Origin of the sequence: Streptomyces sp. BR1, from assembly GCF_052373795.1 — a bacterium.
In the GTDB taxonomy this organism is placed as follows: Bacteria; Actinomycetota; Actinomycetes; order Streptomycetales; family Streptomycetaceae; genus Streptomyces.
The window spans coordinates 1,364,957-1,387,396 of sequence record NZ_CM126252.1 but is presented as its reverse complement, the minus strand read 5'-3'; the positions used below and the strand labels follow the sequence as shown (position 1 = coordinate 1,387,396).

The window sequence follows — 22,440 nt, the reverse complement described above, 5'->3', positions numbered from 1 at the left end:
CGCAAGGGTTTGTGACGAGAAGCATGGGTGAGGTTCCAATGGCAGATGCAGATCAGGACAAGATCCTCGGCTACCTGAAGCGGGTGACGGCCGATCTGCACCAGACCCGTCAGCGGCTTCGCGAGGTCGAGGCCCAGGAGCCTGAGCCGATCGCGATCACCGGCATGAGCTGCCGGTTCCCCGGCGGCATCGAGACGCCCGAGGCCCTGTGGGACCTGGTGGCGCAGGGCCGGGACGCGATCACGGACTTCCCGACCGACCGTGGCTGGGACATCGAGTCGCTGTACGACGCCGATCCCGACCAGCAGGGCACCTCGTACACCCGCGAGGGCGGATTCCTCGACGGCGCCGGGGAGTTCGACGCCGCGTTCTTCGGCATCAGCCCGCGCGAAACCCTCGGCATGGATCCGCAGCAGCGCCTGCTGCTCGAAACGTCCTGGGAGACCTTCGAAAGGGCCGGCATAGACCCGGCCACCCTGCGCGGCTCCAAGGCCGGTGTGTTCATCGGCACCAACGGCCAGGACTACCCGGAACTGCTGCGCGAGGTGCCCAAGGGCGTCGAGGGGTATCTCCTCACCGGAAACGCGGCCAGCGTCGTCTCCGGCCGCATCTCCTACACCTTCGGCCTGGAGGGGCCGGCGGTCACCGTCGACACCGCCTGCTCCTCCTCGCTGGTCGCCCTGCACCTCGCGGTGCAGGCGCTGCGCAACGGCGAGTGCACGATGGCGCTCGCGGGCGGTGTCACCGTCATGTCGAGCCCGCGCGCCTTCGTCCAGTTCAGCCGGCAGCGGGGCCTGGCCCCCGACGGCCGCTGCAAGCCGTTCGCCGACGGCGCGGACGGTACGGGCTGGGGCGAGGGCGTCGGCATGCTGCTCGTGGAGCGGCTGTCCGACGCCCGTAAGAACGGTCACCCCGTCCTCGCGATCGTGCGCGGCTCGGCCATCAACCAGGACGGCGCCAGCAACGGCCTCACCGCCCCCAACGGCCCCTCCCAGCAGCGCGTCATCCGCCAGGCCCTCACCAATGCCGGGCTCACCCCGGCGCAGGTCGACGTCGTCGAGGCGCACGGCACCGGCACCACCCTCGGCGACCCGATCGAGGCGCAGGCCCTGATCGCCACGTACGGCCAGAACCGGCCCGAGGGCCGCCCGCTGTGGCTCGGCTCCATCAAGTCGAACATCGGCCACACGCAGGCCGCGGCCGGTGTCGCGGGCATCATCAAGATGGTCCACGCGATCCAGCACGGCGTCCTGCCCGAGTCGCTCCACATCGACGAGCCGTCGTCCAACGTCGACTGGACCGCCGGTGACGTCAAGCTGCTCAGCCAGGCCGTGCCGTGGCCCGAGACCGGCCAGCCGCGCCGTGCGGGCATCTCCTCCTTCGGCGTCAGCGGCACCAACGCCCACACCGTCATCGAGCAGGCCCCGCCCGCCGACGACTCCCAGGCTCCCGCGACCGGCTCCACCGGGCCCGCCGCCGAAGCCGCCAAGGGCGCCACCGGACCCGTCCCGCTGCTGGTGTCCGGCCGGGACGAGCCCGCCCTGCACGCCCAGGCCGAGCGGCTCGCCGCCCACCTGCGCGAGCACCCCGAACTCGCCGCGGACACCGCGGGTTTGACCGACCTCGGTTTCTCGCTGGCCACCAGCCGTTCCTCGCTCGACCGCAGGGCCGTGCTGTTCAGCGCCGACCGTGAGGGCCTGCTCGCCGACCTCGCCGCGCTCGCCCGCGACGAGCAGCCCGCCGGCCTCGTCCAGGGCGTACCGGGCGAGGGCAAGACCGCCTTCCTCTTCGCCGGGCAGGGCAGCCAGCGCCCGGGCATGGGCCGCGAGCTGTACGCCGCCCACCCCGGCTTCGCCCGCGCCCTCGACGAGGTCCGCGCCGAGCTGGACCAGTACCTCGAACGCCCCCTGCTGGAGGTGCTGTTCGCCGCCGAGGGCACCCCCGAGGCCGCCCTCCTCGACGAGACCGCCTACACCCAGACCGCCCTGTTCGCCGTCGAGGTCGCCCTCTACCGGCAGCTCGAACAGTGGGGTGTCACCCCCGACTTCCTCATCGGCCACTCCATCGGCGAACTCGCCGCCGCCCACGTCTCCGGCGTGCTCACCCTCGCCGACGCGGCCAAGCTGGTCGCCGCCCGCGGCCGGCTCATGCAGGCGCTGCCCGCCGGCGGCGCGATGATCGCCGTCGAGGCCGCCGAGGACGAGGTCGCGCCGCTGCTCACCGACCGGGTGGGCATCGCCGCCGTCAACGGCCCCACCGCCGTCGTCGTCTCCGGCGACGAGGACGCCGCCACGGCCCTCGCCGAAACCCTGCGCGCCCGGGGCCGGCGCACCAAGCGGCTCACCGTCAGCCACGCCTTCCACTCCCCGCTGATGGACGCCATGCTCGACGACTTCCGCGAGGTCGCCGAGTCCGTCGCGTACGCCGCGCCCGTCATCCCGATCGTCTCCGACCTCACCGGTGCCTCCGTCACCGCCGAGGAGATCTGCGCCGCCGACTACTGGGTCCGGCACGTCCGCGAGGCCGTCCGCTTCCTCGACGGGATGCGCACACTCGCCGCGCAGGGTGTCACCACCTTCGTCGAGATCGGCCCCGGGGGAGTGCTCACCGCGCTCGCGCAGGAGTGCGTCACCGCCGAGGACGCCGTCTTCGTGCCCGTGCTGCGCGCCGACCGCCCCGAGGCGTCCGCGTTCGCCACGGCCGTGGCGCAGGCCCATGTCAGCGGGGTCGCCGTCGACTGGAGCGCCGTCTTCACCGGACGCGGCGCCACCCGCCTGGAGCTGCCCACCTACGCCTTCCAGCGCGAGCTGTACTGGCCCGAGCAGCCCACTGCCTGGGCCGGCGACGTCACCGCCGCCGGCATCGGTTCCGCCGACCACCCGCTGCTCGGCGCGGCCATCACGCTGGCCGACGGCGACGGCCACCTCTTCACCGGCCGGCTCTCGCTGGCCACGCACCCCTGGCTCGCCGACCACACGGTGATGGACACCGTGCTGCTGCCCGGCACCGCCTTCGTCGAACTCGCCCTCCAGGCCGGCGACCACACCGGCTGCGACCTGCTGGACGAACTCACCCTCGAAGCGCCGCTGGTACTGCCCCCGCACGGCGGAGTGCAGATCCAGCTGGCCGTCGGCGCCCCCGACACCCACGGCCGCCGCTCGCTGACCCTGCACTCCCGGCCCGAGGACGCCGCCGACGACACCTGGGGCGAGGGCGCCTGGACCCGGCACGCCACCGGCTTCCTGGCCACCTCCGCCCCCGGCGCGGACAAGCCCCTCGCCGACCTCACCAGCTGGCCGCCGAAGGACGCCACCGAGGTGGACGTCGAGGGCCTGTACGACTACCTCACCGAGTCCGGCTTCGCGTACGGACCGGTCTTCCAGGGCCTGCGGGGCGCCTGGCAGCGCGGCGAGGAGGTCTTCGCCGAGGTGCGGCTTCCCCAGCAGGCGCACGCCGAGGCCGCACTGTTCGGCCTGCACCCCGCGCTCCTGGACGCGGCCCTGCACGCCGTCGGCATCGGCTCCCTCCTGGAGGAGACCGAGCACGGCAGACTGCCGTTCTCCTGGAGCGGTGTGGCCCTGAAGGCCGTCGGCGCCCGAGCCCTGCGGGTCCGGCTCGCTCCCGCGGGCCAGGACACCGTGTCGGTGACCCTCGCCGACGAGACGGGCGCGCCCGTCGCCTCCGTCGACGCCCTGCTGCTGCGGCCCGTCTCCCCGGACCAGGTGCACGCCGCGCGCACCGCGTTCCACGACTCGCTCTTCCGCGTCGAGTGGACCGTCGTGCCCACCCCTGCCACCACCACCGTCGCCGCGGGCCAGTGGGGACTGCTGGGTGACGCCGGGGCGGAGTTCTCCGCCGCGCTGCCCACCGCCGCCGCCCACACCGGCCTCGCGGCCCTCGGCGCGGCTCTCCAGGCCGGGGCACCGCTCCCGCAGGCCGTGGTCGTACCCGTCGGCGCCCCGGGCGGGCCCTCGGCCGTCCCGGTCGACGGCGCCCTGCCCGGCTCCGTGCGCGACGCGCTGCACCACGCCCTCGGGCTCGCCCAGGAGTGGCTTGCCGACGACCGCTTCGCCGGCTCACGGCTGGTCTTCGTCACCCGCGGCGCCGTCGCCACCACCGCGGACGCCGACGTCGACGACCTGACCCACGCCCCGCTGTGGGGCCTGCTGCGCTCCGCGCAGTCCGAGCACCCCGACCGCTTCGTCCTGCTCGACCTGGACGGACGCGAGGAGTCCTGGCGTGCCCTGCCCGCCGCGCTCGCCACCGGTGAGCCGCAACTGGCCCTGCGCGAGGGCACGGTCGTCGTGCCCCGGCTCGCCCGCGTCGCCGCCGCCCCCGGCCAGGAGGCACCCGCTCTCGACCCGGACGGCACCGCGCTGGTCACCGGCGCCACCGGCACCCTCGGCGCGCTGGTCGCCCGGCACCTGGTCACCGCGCACGGCGTACGCCGCCTGCTGCTGACCAGCCGCCGCGGCCAGGCCGCCGCGGGCGCCGGCGAACTCCTCGCCGAACTGCGCGAGCTGGGCGCCGAGGCGACCCTGGCCGCCTGCGACGTGGCGGACCGCGACGCGCTCGCCGCGCTCCTGCGGACCGTGCCGGCCGCGCATCCGCTGACCGCTGTCGTACACACCGCCGGCGTCCTCGACGACGGCATCCTCGAAGCGCTCACGCCCGAGCGGATCGACCACGTACTGCCCGCCAAGGTCGACGCCGCCGTGCACCTGCACGAGCTGACCCAGGACCTGGACCTGGCCGCCTTCGTCCTGTTCTCCGCCGCCGCAGGCACCCTCGGCGGCCCCGGACAGGCCAACTACGCCGCCGCCAACACCTTCCTCGACGCGCTCGCCCAGCGCCGCCGCGCCGCGGGACTGCCCGCCACCGCGCTCGCCTGGGGCCTGTGGGCCGAGCGCAGCGGCATGACCGGCGAGCTCGCCGACGCCGACCTGGAACGGATCTCGCGCGCCGGCGTCGCCGCGCTCTCCTCCGCTCAGGGACTGGCGCTGCTGGACACCGCCCGCGCCGTCGGCGATCCCACCGCCGTCCCCATGCACCTGGACCTGTCGGCCCTGCGGCACGCCGACGCGAGCATGGTCCCCGCCCTGCTGCGCGGCCTGGTCCGCGCCCCGGCCCGCCGGGCCGCCGAGGCCCCGGACGCCGTCCCGGCCGGCGGCTTCGCCGAGCGGCTGCTGCCGCTGACCGCCGTGGAACGCGACCGGCTGCTCCTGAACACCGTCCGCGTCCAGGTCGCCGCCGTCCTCGGCTACCCCGGCCCCGAGGCCGTCGACCCGACCCGCGCCTTCAAGGAGCTGGGCTTCGACTCGCTGACCGCCGTCGAGCTGCGCAACCGCCTCGGCTCCGCCACCGGCGTCCGGCTGCCCGCCACCCTCGTCTTCGACTACCCGACCCCGAACGCGCTGACCGCGTTCCTGCGCGCCGAACTCCTCGGCGACGCGCCCGAGCAGGCCCCGGCGGCGGTCGCGGCCGCGCTCGACGACGACCCCATCGCCATCGTCGGCATGAGCTGCCGCTACCCCGGCGGCGTGACCACCCCCGAGGAGCTGTGGCAGCTCGTCACGGGTTCCGTCGACGCGATCTCGCCGTTCCCCACCGACCGTGGCTGGAACCTCGAAGCGCTGTACGACACCGATCCCGGCCGGGCCGGGACCTCGTACACCCGCGAGGGCGGCTTCCTGCACGACGCCGCCGACTTCGACCCGGACCTCTTCGGCATCAACCCGCGCGAGGCCCTGGCCATGGACCCGCACCAGCGGCTCCTGCTTGAGACCTCGTGGGAGGCGTTCGAGCGGGCCGGTATCGACCCGGCCTCGGTACGCGGCAGCCGGACCGGCGTGTTCGCCGGTGTCATGTACCACGACTACCTCACCCGGCTCCCGGCCGTGCCCGAGGGCCTGGAGGGCTACCTCGGCACCGGTACGGCGGGCAGCGTCGCCTCCGGCCGTATCTCCTACACCTTCGGTCTGGAGGGTCCGGCGGTCACGGTCGACACGGCGTGCTCGTCGTCGCTGGTGGCCCTGCACCTCGCCGCGCAGGCACTGCGCAGCGGCGAGTGCGACATGGCCCTGGCCGGCGGTGTCACCGTGATGTCCACCCCCGACACCTTCATCGACTTCAGCCGCCAGCGGGGCCTGGCCACCAACGGCCGCTGCAAGTCCTTCTCCGCCGACGCCGACGGCACCGGCTGGGCCGAAGGCGCGGGCATGATCCTCGTCGAGCGGCTTTCCGATGCCCGTCGCAACGGTCACCAGGTTCTCGCGGTCGTACGGGGTACGGCGGTCAACCAGGACGGTGCGAGCAACGGGCTCACCGCTCCTAATGGTCCGTCGCAGCAGCGGGTGATCCGTCAGGCGCTGTCCAACGCGGGGTTGACCACGGCCGATGTCGACGCCGTCGAGGCGCACGGCACCGGCACCACCCTCGGTGACCCGATCGAGGCCCAGGCCCTCCTCGCCACCTACGGCCAGAACCGGTCCGACGACACCCCGCTGCGGCTCGGCTCCATCAAGTCGAACATCGGCCACACGCAGGCCGCCGCGGGCGCCGCGGGCATCATCAAGATGGTCCTCGCGATGCGGCACGGGGTGCTCCCGCAGACCCTGCACGTCGACGAGCCCTCGCCGCACATCGACTGGGCGGCCGGCGCGGTCTCCCTGCTGACCGAGACCGCCCAGTGGCCCGAGACGGGCCGCCCCCGCCGCGCGGGCATCTCCTCGTTCGGCGTCAGCGGCACCAACGCGCACGTCATCATCGAGCAGCCGCCCGCCGACGAGCCCGCCACCACCGGCGGCGACAGCGCACCGGCCCTCCCGGCGGGCACCCCCCTGCCGTTCGCGCTCTCCGGCCGGACCCCCGCCGCGCTCCGCGCCCAGGCACTCCGGCTCATCGACCACCTCGCCGAACGGCCCGACGCGGCCCCGGCCGACCTGGCGCTCTCCCTCGCCACCACACGTACCGCCCTGGACCGGCGGGCCGTCGTCGTCGCCGCCGACCGCGCGGGCCTCCTCGCCGGGCTCACCGACCTCGCCGAGGACCGCGACAGCGCCCGGCTCGTCCGGCACGCCGTCGCCGACGGCCGTACGGCCGTCCTGTTCACCGGCCAGGGCAGCCAGCGCTCCGGCATGGGCCGCGAGCTGTACGCCACCTACCCCGCCTTCGCCCAGGCGCTCGACGAGGTCTGCGCCGCACTGGACCCGCACCTCGAACAGCCGCTGAAGGACGTCCTGTTCGCGGACGACAGCGACCTGCTGGACCGGACCGGATACACCCAGCCCGCCCTGTTCGCGCTGGAGACCGCCCTCTACCGGCTCGTCGCCTCGTGGGGCGTGCGGCCCGACTACGTCGCCGGTCACTCCATCGGCGAGATCACGGCCGCGCATGTCGCCGGCGTGCTCACCCTGCCCGACGCGGCCAGGCTCATCGCCGCCCGCGGCCGTCTCATGGAGGCGCTGCCCACCGACGGCGCCATGGTCGCTCTGAGCGCCACCGAGGAGGAGGTGCTGCCGCTGCTCACCGACCGGGTGGGCATCGCCGCCGTCAACGGCCCCAACTCCGTCGTCATCTCCGGCGAGGAGTCCCTCGTCCTGGAGATCGCCGCCGAGTTCGAGCGGCGCGGCCGGCGCACCAAGCGGCTCAAGGTCAGCCACGCCTTCCACTCCCCGCTGATGGACGGCATGCTCGACGACTTCCGCGAGGTCGCCGCCGACCTGACGTACCACGCGGCCACCATCCCGGTCGTCACCCACCTCACCGGACGTATCGCGGGCGACGAACTGCGCACCGCCGACCACTGGGTGGCCCACGTCCGTGAGGCGGTCCGCTTCCTCGACGGCATCCGTACCCTGGACGCCGAACACGTCACCACCTACCTCGAAATCGGCCCCCAGGGCGTGCTGTCCGGCCTCGGCCGCGACTGCCTCGCCGACGCCGCCGAAGCGGCCGTGTTCCTGCCGGCCCTGCGCCGCGGCCGGGGCGAGGCCGAGGCCCTGGTCGCCGCGATCGGCGCCGCCCACACCCGTGGCGTGGCACTGGAGTGGACCGCCTGCCTCGCCGGCACCGGTGCCCGCGTCGTCGAACTGCCCACCTACGCCTTCCAGCGCGAGCGGTTCTGGATCGAGGCCCCCGCCGGTTACGTCGGTGACGTGGAGTCGGCGGGTCTGGGCGCCGCCCACCACCCGCTGCTCGGCGCCGCCGTCGCCCTCGCCGACGGCGACGGGTTCCTCTTCACCGGCAGGCTCTCCCTCGACACCCACCCCTGGCTCGCCGACCACGCCGTCATGGGCAACGTCCTGCTGCCGGGCACGGCCTTCGTCGAACTGGCGATCCGCGCGGGCGACCAGGTCGGCTGCGACCTCCTTGAGGAACTCACCCTCGAAGCACCGCTGATCCTCGCCCCGCACGCGGCCGTCCGCCTGCAGATCGTGGTGGGCGCCCCCGACGCGGCGGGCCGTCGCACCCTGGAGGTGTACTCCAGCGACCAGGACGCCACCGCCGACGAGCCGTGGACCCGGCACGCCGGCGGCGTCCTCGCCGCCGGAGCCCCGGCCCCGGCCTTCGACCTCGCCGCCTGGCCCCCGCCCGGCGCCGAAGCCGTCGGCGTCGACGGCCTCTACGAGCACCTCGGCCTGGGAGGCTTCTCCTACGGGCCGGTCTTCCAGGGGCTGCGCGCCGCCTGGCTGCACGGCGACGACGTCTACGCCGAGGTCGCGCTGCCCGACGACCGGCAGTCCGAGGCCGCCCTGTTCGGCCTGCACCCGGCGCTCCTCGACGCCGCCCTGCACGCCACGTTCGTCCAGCCGTCCCCGGACGGCGACCAGCAGGGCCGGCTGCCCTTCTCCTGGCGCGGTGTGTCCCTGCACGCCGTCGGCGCGGGCGCGCTGCGCGTCCGCCTCACCCGGGACGGCCAGGACTCCCTCTCCCTCCAGCTCGCCGACGCCGCCGGCGTGCCCGTCGCCGCCGTCGACCACCTGACGGTGCGGCCCGTCTCCGCCGACCAGCTCGGCAGCGCGCGCTCCGCCCACCACGAGTCGCTGTTCCGCGTCGACTGGGCCACCCTGCCGGTGCCCGCCGACAGCACCGCCGCCACCGACCAGTGGGCTGTCGTCGGGACGCAGGACACCGCTCTGCCCGGCGTGGCCTTCGACGGCCTCGCCGCCCTGCGCGCGGCCCTCGACACGGGTGCCCCGGCCCCGGCGTACGTACTCGTCGACCACACCCCGGTCACGGCCACCGGAGCCGGCGACCTCGCCGGCTCCGTGCACACCGCGACGCACGAAGTGCTCTCCCTGGTCAAGACCTGGCTCGCCGATGACCGGTTCGCCGCCTCCCGCCTGGTGTTCGTCACCCGGGGCGCGGTCGCCGCACAGGCCGACTGGGACCTGGCCGACCTCACCCACGCGCCGGTATGGGGCCTGGTGCGCACCGCACAGGCGGAGAACCCCGACCGGTTCGTCCTCGCCGACCTCGACGCCGACGCGGCCTCGGCGGACGTCCTCGCCGCGGCCCTGGCCGCCGGCGAGCCGCAGTTCGCCATCCGCCGCGGCACCGTCCTGGCGCCCCGGCTGGCCCGGGTCCCCGCCACCACCCCGCTGACCCCGCCCCCGGGCGAGTCCGCCTGGCGCATGGACATCCAGGACAAGGGCACCCTCGACAACCTCACCCTCGTCCCCAGCCCGGAGTCCGAGGCACCCCTGGAGCCCGGCCAGGTCCGCGTCGCGGTCCGCGCCGCGGGTCTGAACTTCCGCGACGTCCTCAACGCCCTCGGCATGTACCCCGGCGACCCGGGCCTGATGGGCAGCGAAGGCGCCGGTCTCGTCCTGGAGACCGGCCCCGGCGTCACCGACCTCGCGGTCGGCGACCGCGTCATGGGCATGCTGCCCGGCGCGTTCGGGCCGCTCACCGTCGTCGACCGCCGCATGATCGCGCCGATGCCCGACGGCTGGACCTTCGCCGAGGCCGCGTCCGTACCGATCGTCTTCATGACGGCGTACTACGCGCTGCACGACCTCGCCGGACTGCGCGACGGCGAGTCGGTCCTGGTGCACGCCGCCGCCGGCGGCGTCGGTATGGCCGCCGTCCAGCTCGCACGCCACTGGGGTGCCGACGTCTACGCGACGGCCGGTCCCGGCAAGTGGGACACCCTGCGCGGACTCGGTCTGACCGACGACCGCATCGCCTCCTCGCGGACCCTGGACTTCGAGGACACCTTCCGCGCCGCCACCGAAGGACGCGGCGTCGACGTCGTCCTCGACTCCCTCGCCCGCGAGTTCGTGGACGCCTCGCTGCGGTTGCTGCCGCGCGGCGGACGGTTCGTCGAGATGGGCAAGACCGACGTCCGCGCCCCCGAGGACGTCGCCGCCGCCCACCCGGGCGTCGTCTACCAGGCGTTCGACCTGACCGAGGCCGGCCTGGACCGCATCCAGGAGATGCTCACCGAGCTGCTCGCCCTCTTCCGGGCGGGTGCGCTGCACCCCGTCCCGGTCTCCGCCTGGGACCTGCGGCGGGCGCCCGAGGCGTTCCGCTACCTCAGCCAGGCCCGCCACGTGGGCAAGATCGTGCTCACTCTGCCCGCCGGCTGGAACCCCGACGGCACCGTCCTGATCACCGGCGGAACCGGCACCCTCGGCGCTCTCGTCGCCCGGCACGCGGTCACCGTCCGCGGTGCCCGCCGCCTGCTGCTGACCAGCCGCCGCGGCGAAGCCGCCGCGGGCGCCGCCGAACTCGCCGCCGAACTGCGCGAGTTGGGCGCCGACGTCACCGTCGCCGCCTGCGACGCCGCCGACCGCACCGCGCTCGCCGCGCTCCTGGCAGCCGTACCGGCCGCACACCCCCTGACGGCGGTCGTGCACACGGCCGGTGTCCTCGACGACGGCGTCATCGACGCCCTCACGCCCGAGCGGCTCGACAAGGTCCTGCGTCCCAAGGTCGACGCGGCCCTCAACCTCCATGAGCTGACCCGCGCGCTGGACCTGGCCGACTTCGTCCTGTTCTCCTCCGCCGCCGGCACCTTCGGCGGCGCCGGACAGGCCAACTACGCCGCCGCGAACGTCTTCCTGGACGCCCTCGCCCGCCACCGGCAGGCCCACGGCCTCGCCGGCACCTCCCTGGCCTGGGGACTGTGGGCCGAGGCCAGCGGCATGACCGGCGAGCTGGAGGCCGCCGACAAGGACCGGATGACCCGCTCCGGCGTCCTCGGCCTCTCCTCCGAAGAGGCCCTGGCGCTGCTGGACACCGCCCACGACACCGGCGACGCCCTCCTCGTCCCCATGCAGCTCGACCTCGCGCCGCTGCGCCAGGCCGACGCGAGCATGGTCCCCGCCCTGCTGCGCGGCCTGGTCCGCGCCCGTGCCCGCCGGACCGTCGAGGCCACCGCCGCGGGCGGCGGGACCCCGCTGGTGGAGCAGCTCGTAAGGCTCCCCGAGAACGAGCGCGACCCGCTCCTGCTCGACCTCGTCCGCGACCAGGTCGCCGCTGTCCTCGGCCACGCCTCGTCCGAAGCCGTGGAACCCACCCGCGCCTTCAAGGACATCGGCTTCGACTCGCTGACCGCCGTGGAGTTCCGCAACCGGCTCGGCGCGACCGCCGGCATCCGGCTGCCCGCCACACTGGTCTTCGACTACCCGACGCCCCTGATCCTGGCCGGCTACCTCAAGGACGAACTCCTCGGCTCCGAGGCCGCCGCCGCGGTGCCGCGCCACACGACGGCCATGGCCGAGGCCGACGACCCCATCGCGATCGTCGCCATGAGCTGCCGCTTCCCCGGCGACGTCCGTACCCCCGAGGACCTGTGGCAGCTGCTCGCCGAAGGCCGGGACGGCATCGCCCACCTGCCCGAGGACCGCGGCTGGGACACCGAGGCGCTGTACGACCCCGACCCCGAGAGCGCCGGTACCTCCTACGCACGCGAAGGCGGCTTCTTCTACGACGCCCACCGCTTCGACCCCGCGTTCTTCAACATCAACCCGCGCGAGGCCCTGGCGATGGACCCGCAGCAGCGGCTCCTGCTTGAGACCTCGTGGGAGGCGTTCGAGCGCGCCGGGATCGACCCGACGGGCCTGCGCGGCAAGCAGGTCGGCGTATTCGTCGGCCAGATGCACAACGACTACGTGTCCCGCCTGAACGCCGTCCCCGAGGGCGTCGAGGGCTACCTCGGCACCGGCGGCTCCAGCAGCATCGCCTCCGGCCGCGTCTCCTACACCTTCGGTCTGGAGGGTCCGGCGGTCACGGTCGACACGGCGTGCTCGTCGTCGCTGGTGGCCCTGCACCTCGCCGCGCAGGCACTGCGCAACGGCGAGTGCTCGCTCGCCCTGGCGGGCGGTGTCACCATCATCACCACCCCCGACGTCTTCACCGAGTTCAGCCGTCAGCGCGGTCTGGCCGCCGACGGCCGCTGCAAGCCCTTCGCCGCCGCCGCCGACGGCACGGCCTGGGGCGAGGGCGTCGGCATGCTGCTCGTCGAGCGGCTTTCCGATGCCCGTCGCAACGGTCACCAGGTTCTCGCGGTCGTACGGGGTACGGCGGTCAACCAGGACGGTGCGAGCAACGGGCTCACCGCTCCCAATGGTCCGTCGCAGCAGCGGGTGATCCGTCAGGCGCTGTCCAACGCGGGGTTGACCACGGCCGATGTCGACGCGGTCGAGGCGCACGGCACCGGCACCACCCTCGGTGACCCGATCGAGGCCCAGGCCCTCCTGGCCACGTACGGCCAGGACCGGTCCGATGACACTCCGCTCTGGCTGGGCTCGATCAAGTCCAACTTCGGCCACACCCAGGCCGCCGCGGGTGTCGCGGGCATCATCAAGATGGTCCTCGCGATGCGGCACGGGGTGCTCCCGCAGACCCTGCACGTGGATGCGCCGTCGCCGCACGTGGACTGGTCGGCCGGTGCCGTCTCGCTGCTCACCGAGCAGATCGCCTGGCCGGAGACGGGCCGTCCGCGCCGCGCCGGTGTCTCCTCGTTCGGCATGAGCGGCACCAACGCGCACGCCATCATCGAGCAGGCCCCGGACACCGCCGAGCGCCCGTCGGTGCCCACCGCCCCGGCGGCCCTCCCCTGGCACCTCTCCGCCCGCACCCCGGACGCGCTGCGCGCACAGGGTGAGCAGTTGTTGTCCCACCTGGAAGCGCACCCCGAGACGTCCCTCGCCGACATCGGCCACTCCCTGGTGACCGGCCGGGCCCTCTTCGACGAGCGCGCCAGCGTGGTGGCCTCCGACCGTGACGGCTTCCGCGCCGCACTGACGGCCCTCGCCGAGGGACGCGGAGCCACCGGCCTGGCCGTGGGCTCCTCCTCGACGACGCAGAAGACCGCCTTCCTGTTCACGGGTCAGGGGAGTCAGCGGCTGGGGATGGGGCGTGAGCTGTATGACGCTTTCCCGGTGTTCGCGGAGGCGTTGGACGCGGTGTGTTCGCGTCTGGAACTGCCTTTGAAGGATGTGCTGTTCGGCAACGACGGTGATCTTCTCGACCGTACGGAGTTCACGCAGCCTGCGTTGTTCGCGGTTGAGGTGGCGTTGTTCCGGCTGGTGGAGTCGTGGGGCCTCAAGCCCGACTTCCTGGCCGGTCATTCGATCGGTGAGATCGCTGCGGCGCATGTGGCCGGGGTGTTCTCGCTGGAGGACGCGTGTGAACTGGTCGCCGCCCGTGGCCGGTTGATGCAGGCGCTGCCTGCCGGTGGTGTGATGGTTGCGGTGCAGGCGTCGGAGGACGAGGTCCTGCCGTACCTCACCGACCGGGTCAGCATTGCAGCGGTCAATGGTCCGCGGTCGGTGGTCATCGCGGGTGACGAGGATGCGGCGCTTGAGATCGTCGCGCAGTTCCCGGATCGTAAGTCGAAGCGGCTGACGGTCAGTCATGCGTTCCACTCGCCGCACATGGACGGCATGTTGGACGCGTTCCGTGAGGTGGTGGCGGGGCTGTCGTACGAGTCTCCGCGTATCCCGGTGGTCTCGAACCTGACCGGTGCTCTGGTCTCGGACGAGATGGCGTCGGCCGACTTCTGGGTGCGTCATGTCCGTGAGGCGGTTCGTTTCCTCGACGGCATCCGCGCGCTCGAAGCGGCCGGTGTCACCACCTATCTCGAACTGGGTCCCGATGGGGTTCTGTCGGCGATGGCTCAGGCGTGTGTGACCGGTGACGGTGCCGCGTTCGTGCCCGTTCTGCGGGCCCGGCGTGATGAGGCCGGGACGTTGCTCTCGGCTCTTGGCGCGGCTCATGTGCGTGGTGTGACCGTGGACTGGGAGGCGTTCTACGCGGGGACCGGCGCCCAGCGCGTCGACCTGCCCACGTACGCCTTCCAGCGCAAGCGCTACTGGCTGGACGTGAGCCGCCCGCAGGGTGATGTCATGTCGGCCGGCATCGGTTCGACGGATCACCCGCTGCTCGGTGCGGCGGTCGAACTGCCCGACTCCGACGGCTTCCTGTTCACCGGGCGGCTCTCACTCGCCACCCACCCCTGGCTCGCGGACCACGCGGTCATGGGCTCCGTACTCCTGCCGGGCACGGCCTTCGTGGAACTGGCGATCCGTGCCGGTGACCAGGTCGGCTGCGACATGGTGGAGGAGCTGACGCTCCAGGCGCCGCTGGTGCTGCCCGAGCAGGGCGGCGTGCAGCTGCGGCTCTCCGTCGGTGCCGCCGACGCGGCGGGCCGGCGCACACTGGCGCTGCACTCGCGGCCCGAGGACGCGGCCGGCGACACCCTGTGGACCAGGCACGCCGCCGGTGTGCTCGCGGCCGGTGGCGAGCGGACCCCGCAGGGTCTGACCGAATGGCCGCCGACCGGGGCGGAGTCCGTCCCCGTGGAGGGGCTGTACGAGGGCCTCGCGGCCTCCGGCTTCGGCTACGGCCCGGTCTTCCAGGGCCTGCGCGCGGCCTGGCGGCGCGACGGCGAGTACTTCGCCGAGGTACGGCTGCCGGAGTCGGCCGAGGCCGACGCGGGCGTCTTCGCGCTCCACCCGGCCCTGCTCGACGCGGCCCTGCACGCCCTCGGCCTGGGCGGCTCCGCCGACGCGAGCGGCGAGGGACGACTGCCCTTCTCCTGGTCCGGCGTGACCCTGCACGCCGTCGGCGCGTCCGCGCTGCGCGTGCGCCTCACCCCGGGCCGGGGCGGCGAGGTCGCCCTGACGATCGCCGACGCGGCCGGCGAGCCGGTCGCCTCGGTGGCCGGTCTGGCACTGCGGGCCGTCTCCCGCGAGCAGTTGAGCGCGGCTCCGGACGTCACCCGCGACGCGCTGTTCCGGGTGGACTGGGCGGTGCTGCCCTCGGGCGCTGCGACCGGCGCGGCCGACGACTGGATACTGCTCGGTGCCGGCTCGCAGATGTTCGCGGACCTCGCCGCGCTGGGCGCGGCCGTCGCCGAGGGCGGCGCGGCCCCGAAGTCGCTCGTGGTGCCGTGGGACGAGCCGGTCACGCAGGACGTACCCGGCGCGGTGCACGCACGTACCGCCGACGCTCTCGCTCTCGTACAGGAGTGGCTGGCGGACGAGCGGTTCACGGATTCGCGCCTGGTGTTCCTGACCCGGGGTGCGGTCGCGGTGGGCGCCGATGAGGCGGTGCCCGGACTCGCACAGGCCGCCGTCTGGGGTCTGCTGCGCTCCGCGCAGGCGGAGAACCCCGGCCGTCTCGCCCTGATCGATGCCGACGTCGAGCCGGACACCCTGTCCGCGGAGTCGCTGTCGGCGGCCCTGGAGACCGGAGAAGCCCAGCTGGCGATACGCGGCGAAGCCTTCCGGGTGCCGAGGCTGGCCCGTGCCGTGGTCGAGGAGACCGCGGGCCGCGAGCTGGATGCTGATGGCACGGTGTTGGTGACGGGTGCGGGTGGGGCGTTGGGTGGTTTGTTTGCGCGTCATCTTGTGTCGGTGTGGGGTGTGCGGCATTTGTTGTTGGTGAGTCGTCGGGGTGGTGCGGCTGAGGGTGCTGCGGAGCTGTCGGCGGAGCTTGCTGAGTTGGGTGCTGTGGTGTCGTGGGCGGCGTGTGATGTGGCTGACCGGGATGCGCTGGCTGTAGTCCTGGAGTCCGTACCCGACGCGCATCCGTTGACGGCGGTCGTGCACACGGCCGGTGTGCTGGATGACGGTGTGGTGGGGTCGTTGTCGGCGGAGCGGGTGTCGGCGGTGTTGCGTCCGAAGGTGGATGCTGCGTGGCATCTGCATGAGCTGACGCGTGACCTCGACTTGTCGGCGTTTGTGTTGTTCTCTTCGGCTGCTGGTGTGTTCGGTGGTGCGGGGCAGGCCAACTATGCGGCGGCGAACGTGTTCCTGGACGCGCTGGCCCAGCACCGTAAGGCACTGGGTCTCCCGGCGACCTCTCTGGCCTGGGGACTGTGGAGCGGCGTCGTCGGTATGGGTGGCGGCCTGGCGGAGGCCGACCGCGAGCGCATCAACCGCGGCGGCATCACCGTGCTCACGCCCGAGACCGGCCTCGCCCTCTTCGACGCGGCCCGGCACACCACGGACGCCCTGCTCGTCCCGCTCCCGCTAGACCTGACCGCCCTGCGGGCCCAGGCCCACTCCGGGATGCTGCCCGACCTGCTGCGCGGCCTGGTCCGCGTGCCGGTGCGCCGGGCCGCCTGCGCGGGCACCGCGGCCGGCGCGACCGCGCTCCGCGAGCGACTGGCGGCGCTGCCCGCCGCCGAGCGCGACGCGGCTCTCCTCGACCTCGTCCGGGCCGAGGTGGCCGCCGTACTCGGCCACGCCTCCACCGACGAGGTACCGGCCGACCGGGCGTTCAAGGAGCTCGGCTTCGACTCGCTGACCTCCGTCGAGCTCCGCAACCGCCTCGGTGCCGCGACCGGCGTGCGCCTCTCCGCCACGCTCGTCTTCGACTACCCGACGCCGGGCGCGCTCGCGGACTTCCTGCGGACCGAGGCGCTGGACCTGGACGAACCGGCGGACACGGCCCCGGCCGTGCCCGTGCGGTCCGGCACGGTCCTCGACGACGAACCGATCGCGATCGTCGGCATGGCCTGCCGCTACCCGGGCGGGGTGGAGACCCCCGAGGACCTGTGGCGTCTGGTGGTGGGCGGCGTCGACGCCATCTCGGAGTTCCCGCAGGGCCGTGGCTGGGACCTGGAGTCCCTGTACGACCCGGACCCGGACGGCAAGGGCACCAGCTACACCCGCTCCGGCGGCTTCCTGCACGACGCGGGCCGGTTCGACCCGGCGTTCTTCGGGATCTCGCCGCGCGAGGCCGTCGCGATGGACCCGCAGCAGCGCCTCCTCCTGGAGACCTCGTGGGAGGCGTTCGAGCGGGCGGGCATCGACCCGGCCGCTATGCGCGGCAGCCGTACGGGCGTCTTCGCCGGCATCATGTACCACGACTACGCGACCCGGATCACCTCCGTCCCGGACGGGGTCGAGGGCTACCTCGGCACCGGAAACTCCGGCAGCATCGCCTCCGGCCGCGTCTCGTACGCCTTCGGTCTGGAGGGTCCGGCCGTCACCGTCGACACCGCGTGCTCCTCGTCCCTGGTCGCACTGCACTGGGCGATCCAGGCGCTGCGCAACGGCGAGTGCACGATGGCGCTGGCCGGTGGTGTCACGGTGATGTCGACGCCCGGCACCTTCACCGAGTTCAGCCGTCAGCGCGGACTGGCGGCCGACGGCCGCATCAAGTCCTTCGCCGCCGCCGCCGACGGCACCAGCTGGGCCGAGGGCGCGGGCATGCTGCTCGTCGAGCGACTGTCCGACGCGCGGGCGAAGGGCCACCCGGTCCTGGCCATCGTCCGGGGCTCGGCCGTCAACCAGGATGGTGCGAGCAATGGTCTTACGGCCCCGAACGGTCCGTCCCAGCAGCGCGTCATCCGCCAGGCCCTCGCCGGGGCCGGACTGACGAGCGATCAGATCGACGTGGTCGAGGCGCACGGTACGGGCACGACCCTGGGCGACCCGATCGAGGCCCAGGCCCTCCTCGCCACCTACGGCCGGGAGCGCGAGGCCGACCAGCCGCTGTGGCTGGGCTCCATCAAGTCGAACATGGGCCACACCCAGGCTGCGGCCGGTGTCGCGGGCATCATCAAGATGATCATGGCGATCCGGCACGGTGTACTGCCGAAGACCCTGCACGTCGACGAGCCGACTCCGCACGTGGAGTGGGAGGACGGTGCGGTTTCGCTTCTCACCGATTCGATGCCGTGGCCGGAGACGGGTCGTCCGCGTCGTGCGGGTGTGTCGTCGTTCGGTATCAGTGGTACGAACGCGCACACGATCATCGAGCAGGCTCCGGAGGAGCTTGCTGGTGTTGTGGGTGATGGGCCTGTTGGTTGTTGGCCGTTCGTGTTGTCGGCGAAGTCGGCGGGTGCGTTGCGTGGGCAGGCGGCGCGGTTGCGGTCGCGTGTGGAGGGTGTTTCTGGGCTGCGTCCGGTGGATGTGGCGTTCTCGTTGGCTGCCAGGCGGGCTTCGTTCGATCATCGTGCGGTGGTCGTGGCGGGGGACCGGGAGGAACTGCTGCGGGGTCTGTCCGCGCTGGAGGTGGAGGGAGCCGCCTCGGGTGTGGCGCGGGGTGTGGTGAGCGCTGGGAAGCTGGCGTTCCTGTTCACGGGTCAGGGCAGTCAGCGGCTGGGGATGGGGCGTGAGTTGTATGACGCGTATCCCGTGTTCGCGGAGGCGTTGGATGCGGTGTGTTCGCGTCTGGAACTGCCGTTGAAGGATGTGCTGTTCGGCTCGGACGCTGAGGCGTTGGATCGGACGGAGTTCACGCAGCCTGCGTTGTTCGCGGTTGAGGTGGCGTTGTTCCGGCTGGTGGAGTCGTGGGGTGTGAAGCCCGACTTCCTGGCGGGTCACTCGATAGGTGAGATCGCGGCGGCGCACGTGGCGGGGGTGTTCTCGCTCCAGGACGCCTGCGAACTGGTCGCTGCCCGGGGCAGGTTGATGCAGGCGTTGCCCGGTGACGGTGTCATGATCGCGGTGCAGGCGTCGGAGGACGAGGTGCTTCCGTACCTCACCGACCGGGTCAGCATCGCGGCCATCAACGGCCCGCAGTCGGTGGTCATCGCGGGTGACGAGGACGCCGCGCAGGAGATCGTGGCGCACTTCGAAGGCCGCAAGTCCAAGCAGCTGACGGTCAGTCACGCCTTCCACTCCCCGCACATGGACGGGATGCTCGCCGACTTCCGCAAGGTTGCCGAGGGGCTGTCCTACGAGTCCCCGCGTATCCCGGTCGTCTCCAACCTGACCGGCGCTCTGGTCTCGGACGAGATGGCGTCAGCCGACTTCTGGGTACGCCACGTCCGCGAGGCGGTTCGTTTCCTCGACGGCATCCGATCCCTCGAAGCGGCCGGTGTCACCACCTACCTCGAACTCGGCCCCGACGGAGTCCTCTCCGCCATGGCCCAGGAGTGCCTGGCCGGAGAGGACGCGGTCTTCGCGCCCGCGCTCCGCGCCGGGCGCGACGAGGCCGAGACGGTCACCACGGCCCTCGCCCAGGCGCATGCCCACGGCGTGCGCGTGGACTGGGACGCGTACTTCACCGGCACCGGCGCCCGCCAGGTCGAGCTGCCCACCTACGCCTTCCAGCGCGACTGGTACTGGCTCGACAACGCCGCCACGCAGACGGGCCCCGGCGACGCGACCGGCTTCGGTCTCGGGGTGACGGATCACCCGCTGCTCGGTGCGGCGGTCGAACTGCCCGACTCCGACGGCTTCTTGTTCACCGGGCGGCTCTCACTCGCCACCCACCCCTGGCTTGCGGACCACGCGGTCATGGGCTCCGTACTCCTGCCAGGCACGGCCTTCGTGGAACTCGCCGTCAGGGCGGGCGACCAGGTCGGCTGCGACGTGCTGGAGGAGCTGACGCTCGAAGCGCCGCTGGTGCTGCCCGAGCGCGGCGGCATCCAGCTGCGGCTCACCGTGGCCGGTGCCGATGAGTCCGGGCGGCGCGCCCTGTCGCTGTACTCCCGGAACGAGGACGCCACCACCGACGAGCCGTGGGTGCGGCACGCCGGCGGTGTCCTCGCCACCACCGGGGCCCCGGCCCCGGCCGCCGACCCGGCCGCCTGGCCCCCGGCCGGCGCCGAACCGGTCGACATCGACGGGCTGTACGAGGGCATGGCCGCGGCCGGGTTCGACTACGGACCGGTCTTCCAGGGCCTGCGGGCCGCCTGGCTGCACGGCGACGCGGTGTACGCCGAGGTCGGCCTCGACGAGGAGTTCCGGGAGTCGGCCGAGTGGTTCGGTCTGCACCCCGCACTCCTGGACGCGACGCTGCACGCGGCGGGTCTCGGCAACCTCGTCGAGAGCACCGGCCAGGGCAGGTTGCCGTTCGCCTGGGGTGGTGTGCGGTTGCATGCGGTGGGTGCGTCGGTGGTTCGGGTGCGGTTGGCTCGGGCTGGTCGGGATGCGGTGTCGTTGGAGCTGGCTGATGTGGCCGGTGCACCGGTTGCTTCGGTTGATTCGCTTGTTCTGCGGTCGGTTTCGCCGGAGCAGATCGGTGCGGCGCGTGGTGGTCAGCAGGAATCGCTGTTCCAGATCGACTGGACCGCGCTGCCGCTCAACCCGGTGTCCGTCGCCGAGCAGCGCCCCTGGGCCCTGCTCACGGCGGCGGGCGACACCCACTCCGGCCTCGACTCCGTCAGGGTGCGCCACGAGGCGTACGACGGTCTCGCGGCGCTCGCCGACGCCGGTCCGGCCGTACCGGAGCTGGTGTGCGTCCCGCTGCCCGACACGCTCGGGGACGACGTGCCGGGTGCGGTGCACACGGCGACCGGCCGGGCGCTGGAGCTCGTACAGGAGTGGCTGACGGACGACCGGTTCGCCGATTCCCGCCTGGTGTTCCTGACCCGGGGCGCGGTCTGTGCCGTACCGGGCGAGGATGTGACGGACCTGGCGCACGCGCCGGTGTGGGGCCTGGTCCGCTCCGCGCAGTCGGAGAACCCGGGACGCTTCGCTCTCGCCGACGTCGACGGCACCGACGCCTCCTACCGCGCGCTGCCCGCCGCGCTCGCCTCGGGCGAGCCGGAGGTCGCGGTACGGGGTGGTGCGGTACGGGTTCCCAAGCTGGCGCGCTCCGGTGACGCTGTCGGCAGCACCCCGGAACTCGCTTCTGGTGGGACGGTGTTGGTGACGGGTGCGGGTGGGGCGTTGGGTGGTTTGTTTGCGCGTCATCTTGTGTCGGTGTGGGGTGTGCGGCATTTGTTGTTGGTGAGTCGTCGGGGTGGTGCGGCTGAGGGTGCTGCCGAGTTGTCGGCGGAGCTTGCTGAGTTGGGTGCTGTGGTGTCGTGGGCGGCGTGTGATGTGGCTGACCGGGATGCGCTGGCCGCAGTTCTGGAGTCCGTACCCGACGCGCATCCGTTGACGGCGGTCGTGCACACGGCCGGTGTGCTGGATGACGGTGTGGTGGGGTCGTTGTCGGCGGAGCGGGTGTCGGCGGTGTTGCGTCCGAAGGTGGATGCTGCGTGGCATCTGCATGAGCTGACGCGTGACCTCGACTTGTCGGCGTTTGTGTTGTTCTCTTCGGCTGCTGGTGTGTTCGGTGGTGCGGGGCAGGCCAACTATGCGGCGGCGAATGTGTTCCTGGACGCGCTGGCGCAGCACCGTCGGGCGCTGGGTCTGGCGGCGACGTCTTTGGCCTGGGGGTTGTGGGCTGAGGCGTCGGCGATGACGGGTGAGCTGGGTGAGGCCGATCGTGAGCGGATGGGCCGTGGTGGTGTGAGTGCGCTGTCGGCCGACGAGGGTGTGGCGCTGTTCGATGCCGCGTCGGGTTCGGGTCGGGCGTTGTTGGTGCCGGTGCGGTTGGACTTGGTGGCGTTGCGGGCGCAGGCCGCTGCTGGTGGTGTGCTGCCGCCGCTGTTGAGCGGGTTGGTGAGGACCACCACCCGACGCACCGCCGGAACGGACGACAGCGGTACGGAAGGCGGCACCGCGCTGCGGGAGCGCCTGTCCGGCCTCTCGCCGGCCGCACGCGACGAGGCACTGCTGGAGCTGGTCAGCACACACGTGGCGGCCGTGCTCGGCTTCGCCGGGCCCGACGCGGTCGACCCGGCACGCTCGTTCAGCGAGGTCGGCTTCGACTCGCTGACGGCCGTCGAGCTGCGCAACCGGCTCGGCGGGGCGACGGGCGTACGACTGCCCGCCACGCTCGTCTTCGACTACCCCACGCCGAACGCGCTGGTGGAGTTCCTGCGCGACGAACTCTGGCAGGAAGGCGCCGCGGCGGTTCCCCCGCTGCTCGCCGAACTGGACCGGCTGGAGAGGACGCTCGTGGCGGCCGTGCCCGACGGCGACGGCCGTGACCGGATCACCGAACGGCTCCAGGCACTGCTGGCCGCCTGGAGCGAGGCCGGGGAAGCCGAGGACAACGACGTGGCCGAGGTCCTTGAGACCGCGACCGACGACGACCTCTTCGACTTCATCGGCAAGGAGTTCGGGATCTCCTGACGGAAACCCCGACGTGACGGCTCGGCTCCGCCTTGCCGACGGCTCTGCCTTTCTGGCT

1 protein-coding gene is annotated in these 22,440 nt (G+C 73.0%); it reads left to right on the top strand.

Translation table 11 applies throughout. The features are described from left to right. The first annotated feature begins 38 nt into the window (after positions 1–38). Positions 39–22,382 (top strand): SDR family NAD(P)-dependent oxidoreductase, encoded by a 22,344-nt coding sequence (locus ACT1U9_RS06065; RefSeq protein ID WP_444537345.1) that lies wholly within the window; start codon positions 39–41, stop codon positions 22,380–22,382. Positions 22,383–22,440: the final 58 nt, after the last annotated feature.